The organism is Streptomyces sp. CRN 30 (assembly GCF_034105845.1).
Map to the genome: position 1 here is coordinate 1 of NZ_JAVRHI010000269.1, position 17,058 is coordinate 17,058.

Below are 17,058 nucleotides of genomic sequence, written 5' to 3' on the forward strand. Positions count from 1 at the left end.
GCTCGCCGCCCCCGCCGACGCCGACCCCGAGCTGCTCCGCGGCTGGGCCCGCGACCTGCGCGGCACCGGCCGCGTCCCGCGCACCGGCGACAGCCGCGCCGACGCCGAGGAACTGCTCGGCGTGGAGACCGAACTGGCCGCCCGGCCCCTGCCGCTGCGGCGCCGGCTCGGGCCCCTCCTCCCCATCGGCGCGCGCACCGCCCTCGGCTGCGCCCTCGCGGGATACGCCTCCCTGGCCGTCGGCATCGGCCGGCCCTACTGGGCGATCGTCACCGCCGCCGCGCTCTACCAGGCCAACATGACCCTGACCTGGAGCCGTACCGTCCAGCGCGTCGTCGGCAACCTGGCGGGCGTCCTGGTCTTCGCCGTCGTCGCCCCGGTCGCCCACCTCCACCAGGCGTTCCTGGTGCTGTTCTGCCTGGCCTGTGGCTTCGGCGCCGAGGCGTTCATCAGCCGCAACTACTGGCTCGGCAGCGTCTGCGTGACCCCGATGGCGCTGCTCATCAGCGAGTTCGCCCGCTACCAGGATCCCGGGGAGCTGATCACCGAACGCGTTCTGGACACCGTCGTCGGCGCAGTCGTCGGGTTCCTCGCCGCGATGGCGGTCACCAACCGGCGTTCCGTCTCCCGGGTCGAGGAGGCCGTCACCGCCGCCGACCGGGCCCGCGAGGGCGCCGCCCGGCTGCTGGCGGAACCCGGTCCGGCCCCCGCCGACCTGGAGGCCGCCCGGCGCGCCCTGGCCACGGCCCTGACCGAGCTGCGGGCCACGACCGACGCCGCGGCCGGCGAATGGTGGCAGCGGGCCCTGCCCCAGGAGAGGGTCGTGCTGGCCGAGCAGGCGGGACACCGTACCCTCGCCGCTACGGTGCGCCGTCGCACAGTGCGCGCGGACCAGGACACGGGCTCGACAACGGAGGACGCGACGCCATGACGGCAACCGACCGGCCAACGGCGACCGGCGACGACATCACGGGGCCGGCGCGGGGCGACACCGTCGCCGGTGTCGTCCGGCAGTGGCGGGCCGTCCACCCCGGCCTGGACACCGGGCCCATGGAGATCATCGGGCGGATCAACCGCTGCGCCGCGCTCCTGCAGCAGGCGGAGGACGCGCCGCTGCGCCGGGTCGGTCTCAGCCGTCCCGAGTTCGACCTGCTGGGCGCGCTGCGCCGCACCGGGCACGAGCTCACTCCCGGGGAACTGGCCCGGGAGACCTTCTCCTCCGGCGCCGCCGTCACCAAACGCCTCAAGCAGCTCTCCGAGCGGGGGCTCGTCGAGCGGCGCGGTGACACGCGGGACCGGCGTGTCGCCCACGTCCGGCTGACCGACGCCGGGCGCGGACTGGTCGACAGCCTGCTGCCCGAGCAGCTCGCCTACGAGACCGCCGCGCTGTCCGGTCTCGGCTCGCCGGAGCGCGGCGAACTCGCCGGGCTCCTCGGCGAACTCCTCGTCCAACTGGAAGGCCGCCTGGGCGCGCCGCGCCCCTGACCGCGGTCAGGAGGCGGGTGCCTCCCGACAGCACCGGGCACACCGGACGCCCACCCGCCTCGCGCCGGGTGCCCGGCCCCCTCGGCGGTCGTTCCCGCGCCCCTTGGCGGCCGTCCCCTCCGGCCCGCCGGGGCCTCGGCCCGCCGGGCCCCCGTCCATCGAGGCCCGCCCCGTCAGACCCGTGGTGCGTCGCGTCTCGGCGACGTACCCTCAACCCGTACCGCACCGCATGGCGGTCTCTCCGTCCGTTCGACCCTGTCCGGAGGACCCCATGCCCGTACCCTCGGTGCGCCCTTTCCGCCGTGACGACCGTGACCAGCTGACCGATCTGGTCAACCGGCACGTCGCCGCCGTCGTGCCCGGCGTCTCCGTCTCCGTGAACACCGTCGTCGGTGCCCTGGAGCGGCAGCCGGACGAGTTCATCACCGACCCGTGGGTGGCCGAGCGCGTGACGCTCGTCGCGGAACAGCGCCGCTCCGTCGTCGCCGCCGCCCATCTGCTGCGCTACCGGGACGGAGCCGAGGTGGGCGACGCCTACCGGGACGCCGGCGCGGTCGACTGGTTCGTCTGCGCCCCGCCGGCGTCGTTCCTGCCGGACGCCGAGGACGCCGCCGACCTGCTGATGAACGCCTGCCTGGCCCAGCTCGCCCGCTGGCGGGTGCGCGTCCGGTACGCCGACGGCGCGCTGCCCGCCCCGGTCGTCCACGGGCTGCCCCGTAACTGGCCGCACGTCCGCGCCGTCTACGAACGGGCGGGTTTCCGGCACGTCGGCGACACCCAGGTCGTCCTGCTGGCGCGGGTGGCCGGCCTGCCCGACGTCCCGCCCGGCCCCGGCGTCACCGTCGAGCGCACGGTGGGGGAGTGCGGCACGCGGCTCACGGCGTACGCCGGGGAACGCGCCCTCGGCTTCATCGAGGTGGACACCGCCCTCGCCCGGCCCGAGCGGCACGTGCGGGCCGCCGGTCTCGCCGACATCGGCAACCTCCACGTCGAACCCGGTGAGCGCGGCACCGGCCTGGAGCACCGGCTGCTCGCCCGCGCCGCCGACTGGCTCGCGCTGTGCGGCGTGGACCGGCTCGTCGCCTACGAGGCGGAGACGGACCTCGCGGCGATCGGGGAACTGACCCGGTGCGGTTTCACGGAGCTGGCCCGCACCGACCGAGGCTGGACCCACCGCCCCGGCTGACGGCCGCCACCCCAGGCTGACGGCCGCCGCCGGACACGGGACCGCTCAGATTCCCGGCCGGTACCGCAGCGGGTGGTCGGCCGGGACCTCCACCAGGACGATCGGTGTGCCGTCCGGGTCCTCGATCCACATCTCGATCAGCCCCCACGGCTCGCGCACCGGCTTCCGCGTGACCGTGACGCCCCGGGCGCGCAGCTCGTCGTGGGCGGCCGCCGCGTCCTCGACCTGCAGCCAGAGCCGCAGGCCCGGTGCGGCGGGTGTCTCGGCGCGGCCGGAGACCTCCAGGAACCCGCCGCCGAGGAAGTAGACGGTGCCGCGGTCCGGTCCGGTGCCGAACTCGCGGTGGACGGCGAGGCCGAGCTGCTCGCCGTAGAAGGCACGCGAGCGGCCGGGGTCGACGGGACGGAGGAGGATACGGCTGCTCAGTACATGCACCATGGCTCCGGAGCCTAACCGCGGCGGCGTTAGGCTCGGGCCTGCCCTGCCGCCGCCGATCGGGAGACCGAACCTCATGGACACCGCCGACGCCCCCGCCGCCGACCTGACCTTCCGCGACGCCGCCGCCGACGACGTGGACACCCTCGTCGCGCTGGTGGAGTCGGCGTACCGCGGGGAGAGCAGCCGGGCCGGATGGACGACCGAGGCGGAGCTCCTCGACGGACAGCGCACGGACCCCGAGGGTGTGCTGGAGATCATCGAGACCCCCGGCAGCCGGCTGCTGACGGCCGAGCGGGACGGCCGGATCGTCGCCTGCTGCCAGCTCCAGCGGCGCGACGGCCACGCCTACTTCGGGATGTTCGCCGTCAGTCCGGCCGCGCAGGGCGGCGGCCTCGGCCGCACGGTGCTGGCCGAGGCCGAGCGGCTGGCCCGCGCGGAGTGGGACGCGGCCGAGATGCACATGACCGTGATCACCGCGCGGGAGGACCTGATCGCCTGGTACGAGCGGCGCGGCTACCGCCGTACGGGCCGGACGAGCCCGTTCCCGTACGGCGACGAGCGCTTCGGCATCCCGCGCCGCCCCGACCTCGCCTTCGAACTGCTGGTCAAGAAACTGGCTACGCCGTGAAGCGGCCCGTCCGCTTGATCTCCGGATAGTCCGTGGTCGCGCCGTCGAGGCCGAAGGCCCGCACCAGGCGCAGCTGGTCCTGGGTGTTGACCACCCAGCCGATGATCCTGAGGTCGGCCTTGCGGGCCAGCTCCACCGTCTCCAGCGTGAGCCGGCGGATGTTGAGGCAGAGCGTCGCGGCCCCGGCCGCCACGGCGCGCTCCGCGATCCCGGAGTCGTAGCGGCTGGCGATGAGCGCCGTACGCACCCCCGGCACCAGCCGGCCGATCTCGGCCACGGCCTCGTCGTGGAACGAGGAGACCTCCACCCGCCCGGCCAGCCCCCGCTCGTTCAGCACCCCGGCCAGCGCCCGCGCCGCCGCCACGTCCTTGATCTCCGCCTGCAGCGGCAGCGACACGGCGTCGAGCACCTCCTCGAAGACCGGCACGCGCTCCTCGCGCCCCGCGTCCAGCGTGCGCAGTTCGGCGAGGGTCTTCCCGGCGATGGGCCCCGTCCCGTCGGTCGTGCGGTCCACCTCGGTGTCGTGCATGACGACGAGCGCGCCGTCCTTGCTCAGATGCAGGTCCAGCTCGATCACGTCGAGTCCGGCCTGTTCTGCGGCGGTGAAGGAGCGCAGGGTGTTCTCGGGTTCGACACCCATGACGCCCCGGTGACCGATGGTGAGGAAGTTCAAGGTGCGGCTCGCTTCCGTCGGCGGTGGCGGTGGCAGGCGCAGCCTAACCGTCCACCGGCGGCCCGCCCCCTGCCGGGAGGTCTCGCAGGAAAAAATGCGGCCGGAGCCGGGGTGAGGCAGGATAATTTCCCGAGGTTTCCCTTGCTGGGAGAAACCTGGCGTGCATACGGTGTCCTTACGCGAGGTTCTCCCGTGGAGGATGGAACATGACGGAAATTCTTGTGCAGGCGGGTGTGGAGGGACAGGTTCCTCCGGCGGGCAGGCTGGTGGAGCACCCGGCATGGCCCGAGCTCAAGGATGCCGTGGAGGGGATCCGGCCATGGCAGTCCAAGGACGGGTCGATCGACTTCGACGCCGACGGAGCCCCGGAGCGCGCGGACGCCGAGGACGCCGTACGCCGCGTCGTACGCGCCGTGCAGGCGCTGTCGCCGTCGCTGCCGCACGACCGCGCCTACCACGAGGCGCTGGCGGCGGACCTCGGCCGCTGGGCCGACGGCGGGTTCGGCGTGCCCGACTTCCTCGACTCGCTGCTCGCCTTCCAGCCCGCGGCACACCGCGCGGACGGCCTCCAGCACCTGGTCGTCTTCCCGATGTACACGCAGAACGGCAATCCGGACCGCAACCTGGAGGCGGTCGTGCTGCGCATGGTCTGGCCGGACTGGCTGGCCGAGCTGGAGCGCACCCGCTACGACAACCCCCTCTTCTGCGGCATCACCTTCGAGGACTTCACCTCCGGCTACGACACCAACTCCGCCGTCCTCTTCCCCGAGACCATCGCCGTGCGCGAGGCGCCCGAGCGGTTCTCCTGGGGCGGCATCTTCTGCGACCGCGAGGCGGCCCGCTTCCGCCGGGTGACCGCCGCCGCCGTGGACGTCCTCGGCCTGGAACTGCCGGAGGACGTCGCCGCGCTGGTCCACGACCAGAAGCGCTGCGAGGAGGCGTTCGTCCTGTGGGACATGGTCCACGACCGCACCCACAGCCACGGCGACCTGCCCTTCGACCCGTTCATGATCAAGCAGCGCCAGCCGTTCTGGATGTACGGCCTGGAGGAGCTGCGCTGCGACCTCACGGCGTTCCGGGAGGCCGTGAAACTCGCGGGCGAGGGCGTCCCGCAGGCCCGTGACGTGCAGGTCGCGGTACTCTTCGACCGCATGTTCCGCTTCCCGGTCACCGGCGAGCGGGTCCGCAACTACGACGGACTCGGCGGCCAGCTCCTCTTCGCCTACCTGCACAAGCACGACGTCGTCCGCTGGACCGACAACCGGCTCACCCTGGACTGGGAGCGCGCCCCGCAGGTCACCAACCGGCTCTGCGAGGAGATCGAGACGCTCTACCGCGACGGCATCGACCGCCCCAAGCTCGTCCACTGGTTCGCCGGGTACGAGCTGGTCTCCGCCTACCTCGCCCCGCACCCCGGCTCCACGTGGGCCAAGGGCCCCGACGCCCTCGACACGACCCTGCCGCCGCGCAAGCTCGTCGATGAGGTGCTTCCCGACGAGTTCCCCCTGAGCATGTTCTACGAGGCACTGTCCAAGAAGCTGAAGAGTGTGATCGCCTCGACCCGGGGCATCACGGCGGACGGCGCCGAGCGGGCCGCCGCGTGAGCGACGGCACGGACACCCGGAACACGCACGACACAGCTCGGGAGGCGAGGGCCATGGGGGCCAAGGGGAACGGGACGCTGGACGGCGCGGTCGTGGCGGTGGCGGGCGCCGGCGGACCCGCCGGACGGGCCGCGCTGCTGCGGCTCGCCGAGGCGGGGGCGACGGTCGTCGGCTCCGACCACGACCCGCAGCGGCTGGCGGAGGCCGTCGACGCGGCACGCTACGCGCACGGCGGCGCCACCGTCACCGGCGAGACCGTCGACCTGCTCGACCCGGCGGCCACCCGGGCCTGGGCCGACCGGATCGAGAAGGACCACGGCAGGGTCGACGGCCTGGTCCACCTCGTCGGCGGCTGGCGCGGCAGCCAGACCTTCACCAAGACCGACCTCGGTGACTGGGACGCGCTGGAGAAACTGCTCATCCGCACCGTCCAGCACACCTCCCTCGCCTTCCACGAGGCGCTCCAGCGCAGCGACCGGGGCCGCTACGTCCTGATCAGCGCGGCCGGCGCGAGCAAACCCACCGCGGGCAACGCCGCCTACGCCGCCGCGAAGGCCGCCGCCGAGGCGTGGACGCTCGCCATGGCCGACTTCTTCCGCAAGGCGGGGGGCGAGCAGGGGCCGACGTCCGCGGCTGCGATCCTGGTGGTCAAGGCGTTGGTGCACGACGCGATGCGCGCCGAGCGCCCCAACGCGAAGTTCGCGGGCTTCACGGATGTCGAGGACCTCGCCGAGGCGGTCACCGGAGTCTGGGCGAAGCCCGCCGCGGAAGTGAACGGAACCCGTCTGTGGCTGACCGAGAAGCCGTGAACCCACCGAAGACCGACGCGCGTCGCCGGCACGACCCCGAGGCGCGCGGCTTCGCCAGCGACAACTACGCCGGGGCCCACCCGGAGGTGCTCGCCGCCCTGGCCCTGGCCAACGGCGGGCACCAGGTCGCGTACGGCGAGGACGACTACACCCGCGACCTCCAGGGTGTGATCCGCAGCCACTTCGGGCCCACGGCCGAGGCGTTCCCGGTCTTCAACGGCACCGGCGCCAATGTCGTAGCCCTCCAGGCGCTCACCGACCGCTGGGGCTCGGTGATCTGCGCCGAGAGCGCCCACATCAACACCGACGAGGGCGGCGCCCCCGAGCGGATGGCCGGCATCAAGCTGCTCACCGTGGAGACCCCCGACGGCAAGCTCACCCCCGAGCTGATCGACCGGCAGGCGTTCGGCTGGGAGGACGAGCACCGGGCGATGCCGCAGGCCGTCTCGATCACCCAGTCCACCGAGCTGGGCACCCTGTACACGCCCGACGAGATCCGCGCGATCTGCGACCACGCCCACGCGCACGGCCTGCGGGTCCACCTCGACGGCTCCCGGATAGCCAACGCCGCCGCCTCGCTCGACGTCCCCATGCGGACGTTCACCAACGCGGCCGGCGTCGACGTCCTCTCGCTGGGCGGCACGAAGAACGGCGCCCTGTTCGGCGAGGCCGTCGTGGTCATCGAGCAGAGCGCCGTGCGCCGCATGAAGCACCTGCGCAAGATGTCGATGCAGCTCGCCTCGAAGATGCGGTTCGTCTCGGTGCAGCTGGAGGCGCTGCTCGCCAGAGACCTGTGGCTGCGCAACGCCCGGCACTCCAACGCGATGGCGCAGCGCCTGGCCGAGGGCGTCCGCGCCGTGGACGGGGTGGAGATCCTCTACCCGGTGCAGGCCAACGCGGTCTTCGCCCGGCTGCCGCACGAGGTGAGCGAGCGGCTGCGGAAGCGGTTCCGGTTCTACTTCTGGGACGAGGTGGCGGGCGACGTCCGCTGGATGTGCGCCTTCGACACCACCGAGGACGACGTGGACGCCTTCGTCGCGGCGCTCAAGGAGGAGATGGCCGCCCAGTAGCCGAGGCCATACGGAGGCCGTGCATAGGTATGCGGTCACCTGTAAAGTCATTGACTGTCGGGTGATCGCTTTCCTATGCTCTGCGGACATGGAGCTGATCCAGGAAACCCCCGACCTCTCCGCCTATCTGGCCGCAGACGAGGTCATCGACCACGAACACCCGCTGGTCAGGGCGACGGCCGCGCGTCTCGCCAAGGACGCGGAGGACTCGTATGCCTATGCGCGGCTGGCGTTCGAGTTCGTACGCGACACCATTCCCCACTCGCAGGACTCCGGTGACCCGCGCGTCACCTGGCGCGCCTCGGACGTCCTGGAGCGGCGCACCGGCATCTGCTACGCCAAGGCCCACGCCCTGACCGCGCTGCTGCGCGCCGAGGACATCCCGGCCGCGCTCTGCTACCAGCGGCTGCGCGACGACGACGGCGCCGGCCACGTCGTGCACGGACTGATCGCCGTACGGTTCAACGGCGCGTGGCACCGGCAGGACCCGCGCGGGAACAAGCCGGGGGTGGACGCGCGGTTCAGTCTGGCGGGGGAGCGGCTGGCCTGGGTGCCCGACCCCGCGGCGGGCGAGGAGGACCACCCGTGCCTGTACGCCGCGCCGCACCCGGCCGTCCTTGACGCCCTGCGCACGGCCACCGACCGCCCGCATCTGTGGCGGATCCTGCCGGCCGGCCTGTGAGACCGGCCGGCCGCGGCACCGGTCAGTGCGCCTCGGCCGCCCGGACCTGCTCCGGCGTCGGCGCCGTACCGCCCAGGTGGGCCGGCATCCACCAGGTGTCGTCCGCGTCCTTCGGCCGCACCGGGTAGGCGCGCTGGGCGGCCTCCAGCAGCTCGTGGACGCGCTCGCGCAGCCGGCGCGTGATCGCACCGGCGTACTGGTCGCGGGTGGCCTCCACCGCCTCGCCGACCCGGATGGTCACCGGGATGTGGCTGCGCTTGAAGTTGCGCGGGTGGCCCTTGGTCCACAGCCGCTGCGTCCCCCACAGGGCCATCGGCACCAGCGGCACCCCGGCCTCCTGCGCCAGGCGCGCCGCACCCGACTTGAAGCTCTTCAGCGTGAACGACTCGGAGATCGTCGCCTCCGGGAAGACGCCGATGATCTCGCCCTTCCTCAGTGAGTCCAGGGCGTGCGCGTACGCCGCCTCGCCCTGCTTGCGGTCGACCGGGATGTGTTTCATCCCGCGCATCAGCGGACCGGAGACGCGGTGCCGGAAGACGGACTCCTTCGCCATGAAGCGGACCAGCCGCTTCTGCGGCAGCGCCGCCAGGCCGTTGAAGATGAAGTCCAGATAGCTGATGTGGTTGCTCACCAGCACGGCGCCGCCCGAGCGCGGGATGTTCTCCGAACCCTGGCAGTCGATCTTGAGGTCCCACACCTTGAACAGGGTGCGGGCGAGACCGACGACCGGGCGGTAGACGAGTTCTGCCATGGGCGGTGCGGACCCTTCCTTCTCTGCCTGGGAAGGGAACTCCCAGTAGGAACTTACGCAGCCGTAGGTTTACGGCTTGTCGCAGATCGTGCCCGAAGAACGACCCGCGTACCAGCCCTGGTGCCCGCCGAGGGCGAGATTCTCATCACGTCCCCGCGTCCGCTCCCCGGCACGGGACAGTGGTGGGCGAGGGGAGGCGGGAATCTTTCGCCACCCCCTCGGCGCTGCACCGGGGAAGGGCCGCGGGCGAGAGGGCCGAGCTGAGGGGAGCGGAGCGTGCGGGAGCGCGTAGAAGCCGAAGAGCACGAGGACGGGCTCCACCGGCGGCTGGACGCGGCGGAACTCGGCGCGGAGCTGGGCGCGCGGGCCACGCTGGTCCAGTTCTCCAGCGCCTTCTGCGCACCGTGCCGGGCCACCCGGCGGGTGCTCGGCGAGGTGGCCGGCCTGGTGCCGGGCGTCGCCCACGTCGAGATCGACGCCGAGGCGCGCCTGGAGCTGGTCCGGGCGCTGGAGATCAGCGTCACCCCCACCGTGCTGGTGCTGGACGCGGGGGGCCGGGTCGTGCGACGGGCCGCGGGACAGCCGCGCAAGGCGGACGTGATCGCCGCGCTGGGGGAGGCGGTGTGAGCCGGGCACCGGGCCCGGCGGGGTTTCCGGATACCGGAACACTCACTTGACCGGGCGCACCGACTATCGTCAGCCTGACTCTAAGCATCCGGCCTCCTCCCGGCCGGGAGCGCGGCGCAGAAGGACAGATCGCATGACGGCCACACCCGACCTGGCCCGCCTCGGGACCGACACCCCCGGCCTGCTGCGGTCCGTCTTCCGGCGGCACGCGGCGGGCGTCGCCGTGATCACGGCGAGCGGTGGCGCCGGCCCGGTGGGCTTCACCGCCACCTCCCTCACCTCCGTCTCCGCGGCACCGCCGCTGGTCTCCTTCGGCGTCGGCACCGGCTCCTCCAGCTGGCCGGTGGTCGAGGAGACCGGACACGTCGGCGTGCACATACTCGGCGAGCACCAGCAGGAGCTGGCCGCCACCTTCGCGCGCAGCGGCGCCGACCGCTTCGGACCGCCCACCGCCTGGCGCGAGGGACCCGAGGGCGTGCCCGTCCTGGACGGCGTGCTCGCCTGGCTGGTCTGCCGGGTGGTCGCCCGCATCCCCGCCGGCGACCACCGGCTCGTGCTCGCGGAGGTGCTGCGCGGCGACCCCACGGGCGACGGGCGTCCGCTGCTGTACCACCAGGGCCGGTTCGGCGGCCTGAGCGGCTGACCGCCCCTCGGGCCACTTCTGCGAAGCCGTCGGGTTCCGGTTACGCTGCGTTGCGAAGGTCACAGTTCAAAGCGCTTGCTTAGCGGGCATGAACTGGATGTACTGACGAGTAATATTCAGGCCGGAGCGCAGGTCGCCCCGGCCGGGACCGTCCACATGGGGCGCCTATGCTGCCTGCAAGAGGCAGTACTGAAATGTCGACGCAGTAGGAGAGCCGGCGTGAGCTTGAGGATCGTTGTCACCGTGAAGTACGTGCCCGACGCCACCGGCGACCGGCACTTCGCCGATGACCTGACCGTCGACCGGGACGACGTCGACGGTCTGCTCTCGGAACTGGACGAGTACGCGGTCGAGCAGGCGCTCCAGATCTCCGAGAATTCCGACGACGACGTGGAGATCACCGTCCTGACGGTGGGCCCGGAGGACGCCAAGGACGCGCTGCGCAAGGCGCTGTCCATGGGCGCGGACAAGGCGATCCACGTCGAGGACGACGACCTGCACGGCACCGACGCGATCGGCACCTCCCTGGTCCTGGCCAAGGCCGTTGAGAAGGCCGGCTACGACCTGGTGATCTCCGGCATGGCCTCCACCGACGGCACGATGGGCATCGTCCCCGCGCTGCTCGCCGAGCGCCTCGGCGTGCCGCAGGTGACGCTCCTGTCCGAGGTCGCGGTCGAGGACGGCAAGGTGACCGGCCGCCGCGACGGCGACGCCGCGAGCGAGCAGCTCGAAGCCGCGCTGCCCGCCGTGGTCTCGGTGACCGACCAGTCGGGCGAGGCCCGCTACCCGTCCTTCAAGGGCATCATGGCGGCGAAGAAGAAGCCGGTTCAGTCCTGGGACCTGTCCGACCTCGACATCGACGAGGACGAGGTCGGCCTGGAGAACGCCTGGACCGCCGTCGACACCGCGGACGAGCGCCCGGCGCGCACCGCGGGCACGATCGTCAAGGACGAGGGCGAGGGCGGCAAGCAGCTCGCCGCGTTCCTCGCGGAGCGCAAGTTCGTCTGACGCGGCCCCGCGGCCCGGACGTCCCTGCCGGGCCCGCGCCCGCCGACCGCCCACCGTCTTTTCGCAAAGCAGGAGAGAAGAAGTCCCATGGCTGAAGTTCTCGTCTACGTCGACCACGTGGACGGTGCCGTCCGCAAGCCGACCCTGGAGCTGCTGACCCTGGCCCGCCGCGTCGGCGAGCCGGTCGCCGTCGCGCTGGGCAACGGCGCCGCCGACACCGCCGCCGCGCTCGCCGAGCACGGCGCGGTCAAGGTCCTCACCCACGAGGCCGCCGAGTACGCCGACTACCTGGTCGTGCCGAAGGTCGACGCCCTCCAGGCCGCCTACGCGGCCGTTTCCCCGGCCGCCGTCCTGGTGCCGTCCTCCGCCGAGGGCAAGGAGATCGCCGCGCGCCTCGCGCTGCGCATCGGCTCCGGCATCATCACCGACGCCATCGACCTGGAGGCCGGTGACTCCGGTCCCGTCGCCACGCAGTCGGTGTTCGCCGCCGCCTACACCACCAAGTCCCGCGTCTCCAAGGGCACTCCGGTCATCACGGTCAAGCCGAACTCGGCCGCCGTGGAGGCCGCCCCGGCCGCCGGCGCGGTCGAGGCCCTGTCGGTGTCCTTCTCGGACGCCGCCACGGGTACGAAGGTCACCGGCCGCACCCCGCGCGAGTCGACGGGCCGCCCGGAGCTGACCGAGGCCGCGATCGTCGTCTCCGGCGGCCGCGGTGTCAACGGCGCCGAGAACTTCGGCATCATCGAGGCCCTCGCCGACTCCCTCGGCGCGGCCGTCGGCGCCTCGCGTGCCGCGGTGGACGCCGGCTGGTACCCGCACACCAATCAGGTGGGCCAGACCGGCAAGTCCGTCTCGCCGCAGCTGTACATCGCCTCCGGCATCTCCGGCGCGATCCAGCACCGCGCGGGCATGCAGACGTCGAAGACGATCGTGGCGGTCAACAAGGACGCCGAGGCGCCCATCTTCGACCTGGTCGACTACGGCGTGGTCGGTGACCTCTTCGAGGTCGTCCCGCAGCTCACCGAGGAGATCAAGACCCGCAAGGGCTGATCCCCGAGAACCGCGCAGAGGCCCCCGTGACCGGCATCCGGTCGCGGGGGCCTCCGCCGTCCGGCTCACCCCAGCGTCAGCCACGCCTGGACGGGCAGGTGGTCGCTCGGGAACTGCCCGTCGCGGGCGAAGGTGTCGATCGCCGCCCGGTGCACCGCGATCCCCGGCGTGGTCAGGATCCAGTCGATCCGGGCACCGTCCGGCACCAGCGGTCCGTAGCCGTGGAACGTCCCGTACAGGGGGCCGCGTTCGGCCGCCGCGTCCCAGGAGTCGGCCAGACCGGCGGCGAGCATCGTGTCGTAGACCGGGTTGCCGTGGGCGGCCACGTTGAAGTCACCGGTCACGATCAGCGGCAGCGACGCGTCGAGGCGGCCGATCCGCTCGGCGATGAGCGACGCGGCACGCGCGCGTGCGTTCTGACTGGCGTTGTCGAGGTGGGTGTTCAGGAAACAGAACTCCCGGTCGTCGTCGGCGAGGTCCCGGAAGCGGACCCAGGTGACCATGCGGATGGAGCCGCCGCCCCAGGTGTTCGAGCCGATCACGTCCGGGGTGTCGGAGAGCCAGAAGTGGTCGTACTCCAGCGGGGGAGGCGGCGGGTGTCGTAGAGGACGGCCATGAACTCGTCGCGGCTGCCGCCCGCGCGGCCGGTGCCGATCCAGTCGTGGTGCGGGCCGAGGTCGGCCGCGATGTCGCGCACCTGCTGGTACAGGCCCTCCTGGGTGCCGAGGACGTGCGGGCGCTCGCGGCGCAGCAGGGCCCGGGTGACGGGTCTGCGGGCGGCCCAGCTGTTCGGCTCCGCCGTACTGGCGTAGCGCAGGTTGAAGGACATGACGGCCAGCTCCCCGGCCCGCGGTGTGCGCGGCGCGGCCGAGGCGGCGGACGGTGCTGTACTGGACAGCGGCAGGGCGACGGCGGCGGCGAGGGCGGTCTTCAGACCGATGCGGCGGGTGACCCGGTGGGGACGGTGCACGGGGACTCCTTCGGCGACGGGACGGATGGTGCGGAGGTGTCACGGGGGCCGGACACGACGGTCCCATGAGGACGTGAACATGCCGAGAGGGACGGATGGACCGGCGGGCAAGAGGGTGTTGACCGGCGGGAAGATCGCCGGATAACTTCGCTCTACGGATTGTTGATTCCACAAGACGGAAACTATTGCCTCTGCGGTGCGGAGCGGTCCCGAGACAGGGAGCGTCTCCGTGGCGCGGGAACGAGGAGGGTGTTGCATGGGTCAGCCGGAGAAGGTGGCGACGAGCCTCGCGGGCGCCGTGGGCGAGGAGATCAGCGCGTCCCTCGCGCCGGTCGATGCCGAACTGGCGCGCCGCTACCCCGGGGACCCCGGGACCCGCCAGCCGGTCCACACCGTCTACGTCCCCGGTGACGCCTTCGCCGCCGACACCGTCCGCTCCTGGGGCGACCGGGCGCTGGCGGCCCTCGACGAACACGCCCCGGACGCCGCCTCCTTCGCCGCCGTCCTCGGCCTGACCGACGACCTCGCCGAACCCGTCTACCGCCGCGTGCGCGCCAAACTGGAGCGCGAGCCGGTGGAGGACCTGCGGATCGACTTCGAGGACGGCTACGGCAACCGCCCCGACGCCGAGGAGGACGCGCACGCCGCCCGCGCCGCCCGGCTGATCGCCGAGGCCCACGCCGACGGCACCGCGCCGCCGTACACCGGCATCCGCATGAAGTGCATGGAGGCGGCGGTCCGCGACCGCGGCATCCGCACCCTCGACATCTTCCTCACCGGACTGCTGGAGGCCGGCGGCCTGCCCGACGGACTCGTCCTGACGCTGCCGAAGGTGACCTACCCCGAGCAGGTCACCGCCATGGCGCGGCTCCTGGAGGCGTTCGAGCGGGCGCGCGGCCTCGCGGACGGCCGGATCGGCTTCGAGATCCAGATCGAGACCAGCCAGTCGATCCTGGCCACCGACGGCACCGCCACCGTGGCCCGCATGATCCAGGCCGCCGGGGGCCGGGCCACCGGACTGCACTACGGCACCTTCGACTACAGCGCCTGCCTCGGCGTCTCCGCCGCCCACCAGGCCAGCGACCACCCGGCCGCCGACCACGCCAAGGCGGTCATGCAGGTCGCCGCCGCGGGCACCGGCGTACGCGTCAGCGACGGCTCCACCAACGTGCTGCCCGTCGGCCCGACCGCCAAGGTCCACGACGCCTGGCGGCTGCACTACGGCCTCACCCGCCGCGCCCTGGCCCGCGCCTATTACCAGGGCTGGGACATGCACCCCGGCCACATCCCCACCCGGTACGCGGCCGTCTTCGCCTTCTACCGCGAGGGGTTCGAGCAGGCCGCCGCCCGCCTCGCCCGCTACGTCAACCGGGCCGGCGGCGACGTCATGGACGAGCCCGCCACCGCCAAGGCCCTCAGCGGCTACCTGCTGCGCGGCCTGGACTGCGGCGCCCTCGACATCGGCGAGGTCGCCCGCCTGACCGGGCTGACCCGCGCCGACCTGGAGGGCTTCTCGGCACCCCGGCGGGGCGACCTGACGGCCGCCACCCGGTGACGCTCAGCCCGCCGGGGGGATCTCGCCCGAGCCGCGGGCGATCAGCCGGGTCGGCAGTTCGATGCGCCCGGGGGTGAGCAGGCCCCCGTCCAACTGCTGGAAGAGGCGCTCCGCGGCGGTCCGTCCCAGGGCCGCCGCGTCCTGCGCCACCACGGTCAGTCCCGGCCGGAGCAGGTCGGCCAGCTCGATGTCGTCGAAGCCGACGAGGGCGACGCCGTGCGGGTGCCGGGCCAGCACCCGGATCACGGTCACCGTCACCCGGTTGTTGCCGGTGAAGACCGCCGTGACCGGATGCGGGTCCGCGAGCATCTCCTCGGCCGCCCGGCGCACCCGCTCCGGGTCGGTCGCGCCCAGCGACATCCAGGAGTCCTTGACGGGTATGCCCGCCTCCTCCATGGCGGCGCGGTAGCCGCGCAGCCGCTCGGCGGCGGTGTGGATGCGGGGCATGTCGCCGATGAAGCCGATCCTGCGGTGGCCGTGCGCGATGAGGTGGGCGACGCCGTCGCGGGCGCCGCCGAAGTTGTCGCAGAGCACCACGTCGGCGTCGACGTGGCCCGCCGGGCGGTCCACGAACACCGTGGCCACGCCGGCCCGCAGCTCCGGCTCCAGGTACCGGTGGTCGTCCCCGGCCGGGATCACCACAAGGCCGTCCACCCGCCGCGCGCACAGCGCGAGCACCAGTTCCTGCTCGCGCTCCGGGTCCTCGGCGCTGGACCCGTTGATGAGCAGGGCGCCGTGCGACCGGGCCACCTCCTCCACCGCCCGGCTGAGCGGGCCGTAGAACGGGTCCGCCAGGTCCTCCAGGACGAGCCCGACACTGGCCGTACGCCCCTTGCGGAGCACCCGCGCGCTGTCGTTGCGGCGGAAGCCGAGGGCGTCGATGGCCTCCTGGACGCGGCGTTCGGTCTCCGGGGTGACGCCGGGCTCCCCGTTGACCACACGCGACACGGTCTTCAGGCCGACGCCGGCGCGGGCGGCGACGTCCTTCATGGTCGGGCGGTTGCCGTAACGGTTGCCGCTGGTGCGGTTCAAGCGGCGGGCCATGTCGGGCACGATGGGGGATCCTGTCCTGTCGTCCACGGGATTGCGACGGCTCCTGTCGTCCATGGGGAGCGTTCGCCCATGGGGTTGTATGAGGATGTGGCGTCGAGCATAGAGCCTGGACAACGTTGTCAGATGGGGTGGACACTGTCCATCGCACGCTCATGTTCCTGATGGCTGACGGGGAGAACCGACTCTGATGGACACCGACCTCGTGGCCGCGCTGGACATCGGCGGCACGAAGATCGCCGGGGCGCTGGTGGACGGCGACGGCCGGATCCTGGCGCGGGCCCAGCGGGCGACGCCCGCGCGGGAGGACGGCGACACCGTGATGGGAGCCGTCGAGGAGGTGCTCGGCGAGCTGACGGCCGCGCCCCTGTGGGAGCGGGTCGGGGCCGTCGGCATCGGCAGCGCGGGGCCGGTGGACGCCTCCGCCGGTACGGTGAGCCCGGTCAACGTCCCCGGCTGGCGGGGGTATCCGCTGGTCTCCCGGGTGCGGGACGCGACGGGCGGACTGCCGGTCGAGCTGATCGGCGACGGGGTGGCCATCACGGCGGCCGAGCACTGGCAGGGCGCGGCGCGCGGGCACGACAACGCGCTGTGCATGGTGGTCTCCACGGGCGTCGGCGGCGGTCTGGTCCTCGGCGGCCGGCTGCATCCCGGGCCCACCGGCAACGCGGGCCACATCGGGCACATCAGCGTCGACCTCGACGGCGACGCGTGCCCGTGCGGGGCGCGCGGCTGCGTGGAGCGCATCGCGAGCGGGCCGAACATCGCGCGGCGCGCGCGGGAAGGGGGCTGGCGGCCCGGCCCGGACGGCGACACGTCGGCCGCCGCG

At 73.0% G+C, this 17,058-nt stretch carries 18 protein-coding genes and 1 pseudogene; 14 read left to right on the top strand and 5 right to left on the bottom strand.

Features of this window, described 5'->3' with window-relative positions; translation table 11 throughout:
- The 3 genes from UW392_RS28795 to UW392_RS28805 all read left to right on the top strand — a co-directional run.
- On the top strand, window positions 1-931 hold a 931-nt coding region (locus tag UW392_RS28795; RefSeq protein ID WP_320778055.1), incomplete at its 5' end, for an FUSC family protein.
- Entirely contained in the window at window positions 928-1,485 is a 558-nt protein-coding gene (locus UW392_RS28800; RefSeq protein ID WP_320778056.1) for a MarR family transcriptional regulator, read from the top strand. The genes UW392_RS28795 and UW392_RS28800, both read left to right, overlap by 4 nt.
- A gap of 271 nt (window positions 1,486-1,756) precedes the next feature.
- The gene (locus UW392_RS28805) at window positions 1,757-2,671 is read left to right on the top strand and encodes a GNAT family N-acetyltransferase (protein ID WP_320778057.1); all 915 of its coding nucleotides are present in this window, start codon (window positions 1,757-1,759) and stop codon (window positions 2,669-2,671) included.
- Between the two features lie 45 nt (window positions 2,672-2,716).
- Here the strand turns inward: UW392_RS28805 and UW392_RS28810 are convergent, their stop codons facing one another.
- A complete protein-coding gene (locus UW392_RS28810) occupies window positions 2,717-3,109 on the bottom strand; it encodes a VOC family protein (protein ID WP_320778058.1) in 393 nt (130 codons plus the stop codon).
- Window positions 3,110-3,182: 73 nt separating this feature from the next.
- Here UW392_RS28810 and UW392_RS28815 point away from each other — a divergent pair, with 73 nt between their 5' ends.
- Window positions 3,183-3,737, top strand: coding sequence for a GNAT family N-acetyltransferase (locus UW392_RS28815; RefSeq protein WP_320778059.1), 555 nt, complete (start codon window positions 3,183-3,185; stop codon window positions 3,735-3,737).
- On the opposite strand, the gene UW392_RS28820 is transcribed toward UW392_RS28815, so the two are convergent.
- Complete coding sequence (locus tag UW392_RS28820) at window positions 3,727-4,410, bottom strand: glycerophosphodiester phosphodiesterase (RefSeq protein ID WP_320778060.1); 684 nt, start codon at window positions 4,408-4,410, stop codon at window positions 3,727-3,729. The genes UW392_RS28815 and UW392_RS28820 overlap by 11 nt on opposite strands.
- Window positions 4,411-4,616: 206 nt before the next feature.
- Between UW392_RS28820 and UW392_RS28825 the strand changes: the two genes are divergently transcribed.
- From UW392_RS28825 to UW392_RS28840, 4 genes are all read left to right on the top strand, one after another.
- Window positions 4,617-6,014 (top strand): DUF6421 family protein, encoded by a 1,398-nt coding sequence (locus UW392_RS28825; protein ID WP_320778061.1) that lies wholly within the window; start codon window positions 4,617-4,619, stop codon window positions 6,012-6,014.
- Window positions 6,015-6,067: 53 nt separating this feature from the next.
- Window positions 6,068-6,823 carry an SDR family NAD(P)-dependent oxidoreductase gene (locus UW392_RS28830; protein ID WP_320778062.1) on the top strand — a complete coding sequence of 252 codons (756 nt, stop codon included), beginning with the start codon at window positions 6,068-6,070 and terminating at the stop codon, window positions 6,821-6,823.
- Entirely contained in the window at window positions 6,820-7,893 is a 1,074-nt protein-coding gene (locus UW392_RS28835; protein ID WP_320778063.1) for a low specificity L-threonine aldolase, read from the top strand. Before UW392_RS28830 ends, UW392_RS28835 begins: the two co-directional genes overlap by 4 nt.
- A gap of 88 nt (window positions 7,894-7,981) precedes the next feature.
- Window positions 7,982-8,575 carry a transglutaminase family protein gene (locus UW392_RS28840; RefSeq protein ID WP_320778064.1) on the top strand — a complete coding sequence of 198 codons (594 nt, stop codon included), beginning with the start codon at window positions 7,982-7,984 and terminating at the stop codon, window positions 8,573-8,575.
- Between the two features lie 22 nt (window positions 8,576-8,597).
- Here UW392_RS28840 and UW392_RS28845 read toward each other — a convergent pair whose 3' ends face one another.
- On the bottom strand, window positions 8,598-9,326 hold the full coding sequence (locus UW392_RS28845; protein ID WP_320778065.1) for a lysophospholipid acyltransferase family protein: 729 nt from the start codon (window positions 9,324-9,326) through the stop codon (window positions 8,598-8,600).
- 276 nt (window positions 9,327-9,602) lie between these two features.
- Here UW392_RS28845 and UW392_RS28850 point away from each other — a divergent pair, with 276 nt between their 5' ends.
- The 4 genes from UW392_RS28850 to UW392_RS28865 all read left to right on the top strand — a co-directional run bounded on the left by UW392_RS28850 (window position 9,603) and on the right by UW392_RS28865 (window position 12,654).
- Window positions 9,603-9,953 carry a thioredoxin family protein gene (locus UW392_RS28850; RefSeq protein WP_320778066.1) on the top strand — a complete coding sequence of 117 codons (351 nt, stop codon included), beginning with the start codon at window positions 9,603-9,605 and terminating at the stop codon, window positions 9,951-9,953.
- Window positions 9,954-10,086: 133 nt separating this feature from the next.
- Window positions 10,087-10,596, top strand: coding sequence for a flavin reductase family protein (locus UW392_RS28855; protein WP_320778067.1), 510 nt, complete (start codon window positions 10,087-10,089; stop codon window positions 10,594-10,596).
- A gap of 219 nt (window positions 10,597-10,815) precedes the next feature.
- Window positions 10,816-11,604: an electron transfer flavoprotein subunit beta/FixA family protein gene (locus UW392_RS28860; RefSeq protein ID WP_320778068.1), complete on the top strand. Its 789-nt coding sequence runs from the start codon at window positions 10,816-10,818 to the stop codon at window positions 11,602-11,604.
- An 87-nt stretch (window positions 11,605-11,691) separates the two neighbouring features.
- A complete protein-coding gene (locus tag UW392_RS28865; protein WP_320778069.1) occupies window positions 11,692-12,654 on the top strand; it encodes an electron transfer flavoprotein subunit alpha/FixB family protein in 963 nt (320 codons plus the stop codon).
- A 65-nt stretch (window positions 12,655-12,719) separates the two neighbouring features.
- Here the strand turns inward: UW392_RS28865 and UW392_RS28870 are convergent.
- Window positions 12,720-13,624, bottom strand: a pseudogene (locus UW392_RS28870) (endonuclease/exonuclease/phosphatase family protein).
- 256 nt (window positions 13,625-13,880) lie between these two features.
- On the opposite strand from UW392_RS28870, the gene UW392_RS28875 reads away from it, so the two are divergent.
- On the top strand, window positions 13,881-15,179 hold the full coding sequence (locus tag UW392_RS28875) for a DUF6986 family protein (RefSeq protein ID WP_320778070.1): 1,299 nt from the start codon (window positions 13,881-13,883) through the stop codon (window positions 15,177-15,179).
- Between the two features lie 3 nt (window positions 15,180-15,182).
- Here UW392_RS28875 and UW392_RS28880 read toward each other — a convergent pair whose 3' ends face one another.
- Window positions 15,183-16,223: a LacI family DNA-binding transcriptional regulator gene (locus tag UW392_RS28880; protein ID WP_320778071.1), complete on the bottom strand. Its 1,041-nt coding sequence runs from the start codon at window positions 16,221-16,223 to the stop codon at window positions 15,183-15,185.
- Window positions 16,224-16,419: 196 nt separating this feature from the next.
- Between UW392_RS28880 and UW392_RS28885 the strand changes: the two genes are divergently transcribed.
- Window positions 16,420-17,058, top strand: a 639-nt coding sequence (locus tag UW392_RS28885; RefSeq protein WP_320778072.1) for an ROK family protein, incomplete at its 3' end; no start/stop codon positions are given.

Bases quoted from the DNA above. Each gene is read 5' to 3' on its own strand.
- UW392_RS28800 (WP_320778056.1), top strand. From the start codon at position 928: ATGACGGCAACCGACCGGCCAACGGCGACCGGCGACGACATCACGGGG.
- UW392_RS28805 (WP_320778057.1), top strand. From the start codon at position 1,757: ATGCCCGTACCCTCGGTGCGCCCTTTCCGCCGTGACGACCGTGACCAG.
- UW392_RS28810 (WP_320778058.1), bottom strand. From the start codon at position 3,109: ATGGTGCATGTACTGAGCAGCCGTATCCTCCTCCGTCCCGTCGACCCC.
- UW392_RS28815 (WP_320778059.1), top strand. From the start codon at position 3,183: ATGGACACCGCCGACGCCCCCGCCGCCGACCTGACCTTCCGCGACGCC.
- UW392_RS28825 (WP_320778061.1), top strand. From the start codon at position 4,617: ATGACGGAAATTCTTGTGCAGGCGGGTGTGGAGGGACAGGTTCCTCCG.
- UW392_RS28830 (WP_320778062.1), top strand. From the start codon at position 6,068: ATGGGGGCCAAGGGGAACGGGACGCTGGACGGCGCGGTCGTGGCGGTG.
- UW392_RS28840 (WP_320778064.1), top strand. From the start codon at position 7,982: ATGGAGCTGATCCAGGAAACCCCCGACCTCTCCGCCTATCTGGCCGCA.
- UW392_RS28845 (WP_320778065.1), bottom strand. From the start codon at position 9,326: ATGGCAGAACTCGTCTACCGCCCGGTCGTCGGTCTCGCCCGCACCCTG.
- UW392_RS28855 (WP_320778067.1), top strand. From the start codon at position 10,087: ATGACGGCCACACCCGACCTGGCCCGCCTCGGGACCGACACCCCCGGC.
- UW392_RS28865 (WP_320778069.1), top strand. From the start codon at position 11,692: ATGGCTGAAGTTCTCGTCTACGTCGACCACGTGGACGGTGCCGTCCGC.
- UW392_RS28875 (WP_320778070.1), top strand. From the start codon at position 13,881: ATGGGTCAGCCGGAGAAGGTGGCGACGAGCCTCGCGGGCGCCGTGGGC.
- UW392_RS28880 (WP_320778071.1), bottom strand. From the start codon at position 16,223: ATGGCCCGCCGCTTGAACCGCACCAGCGGCAACCGTTACGGCAACCGC.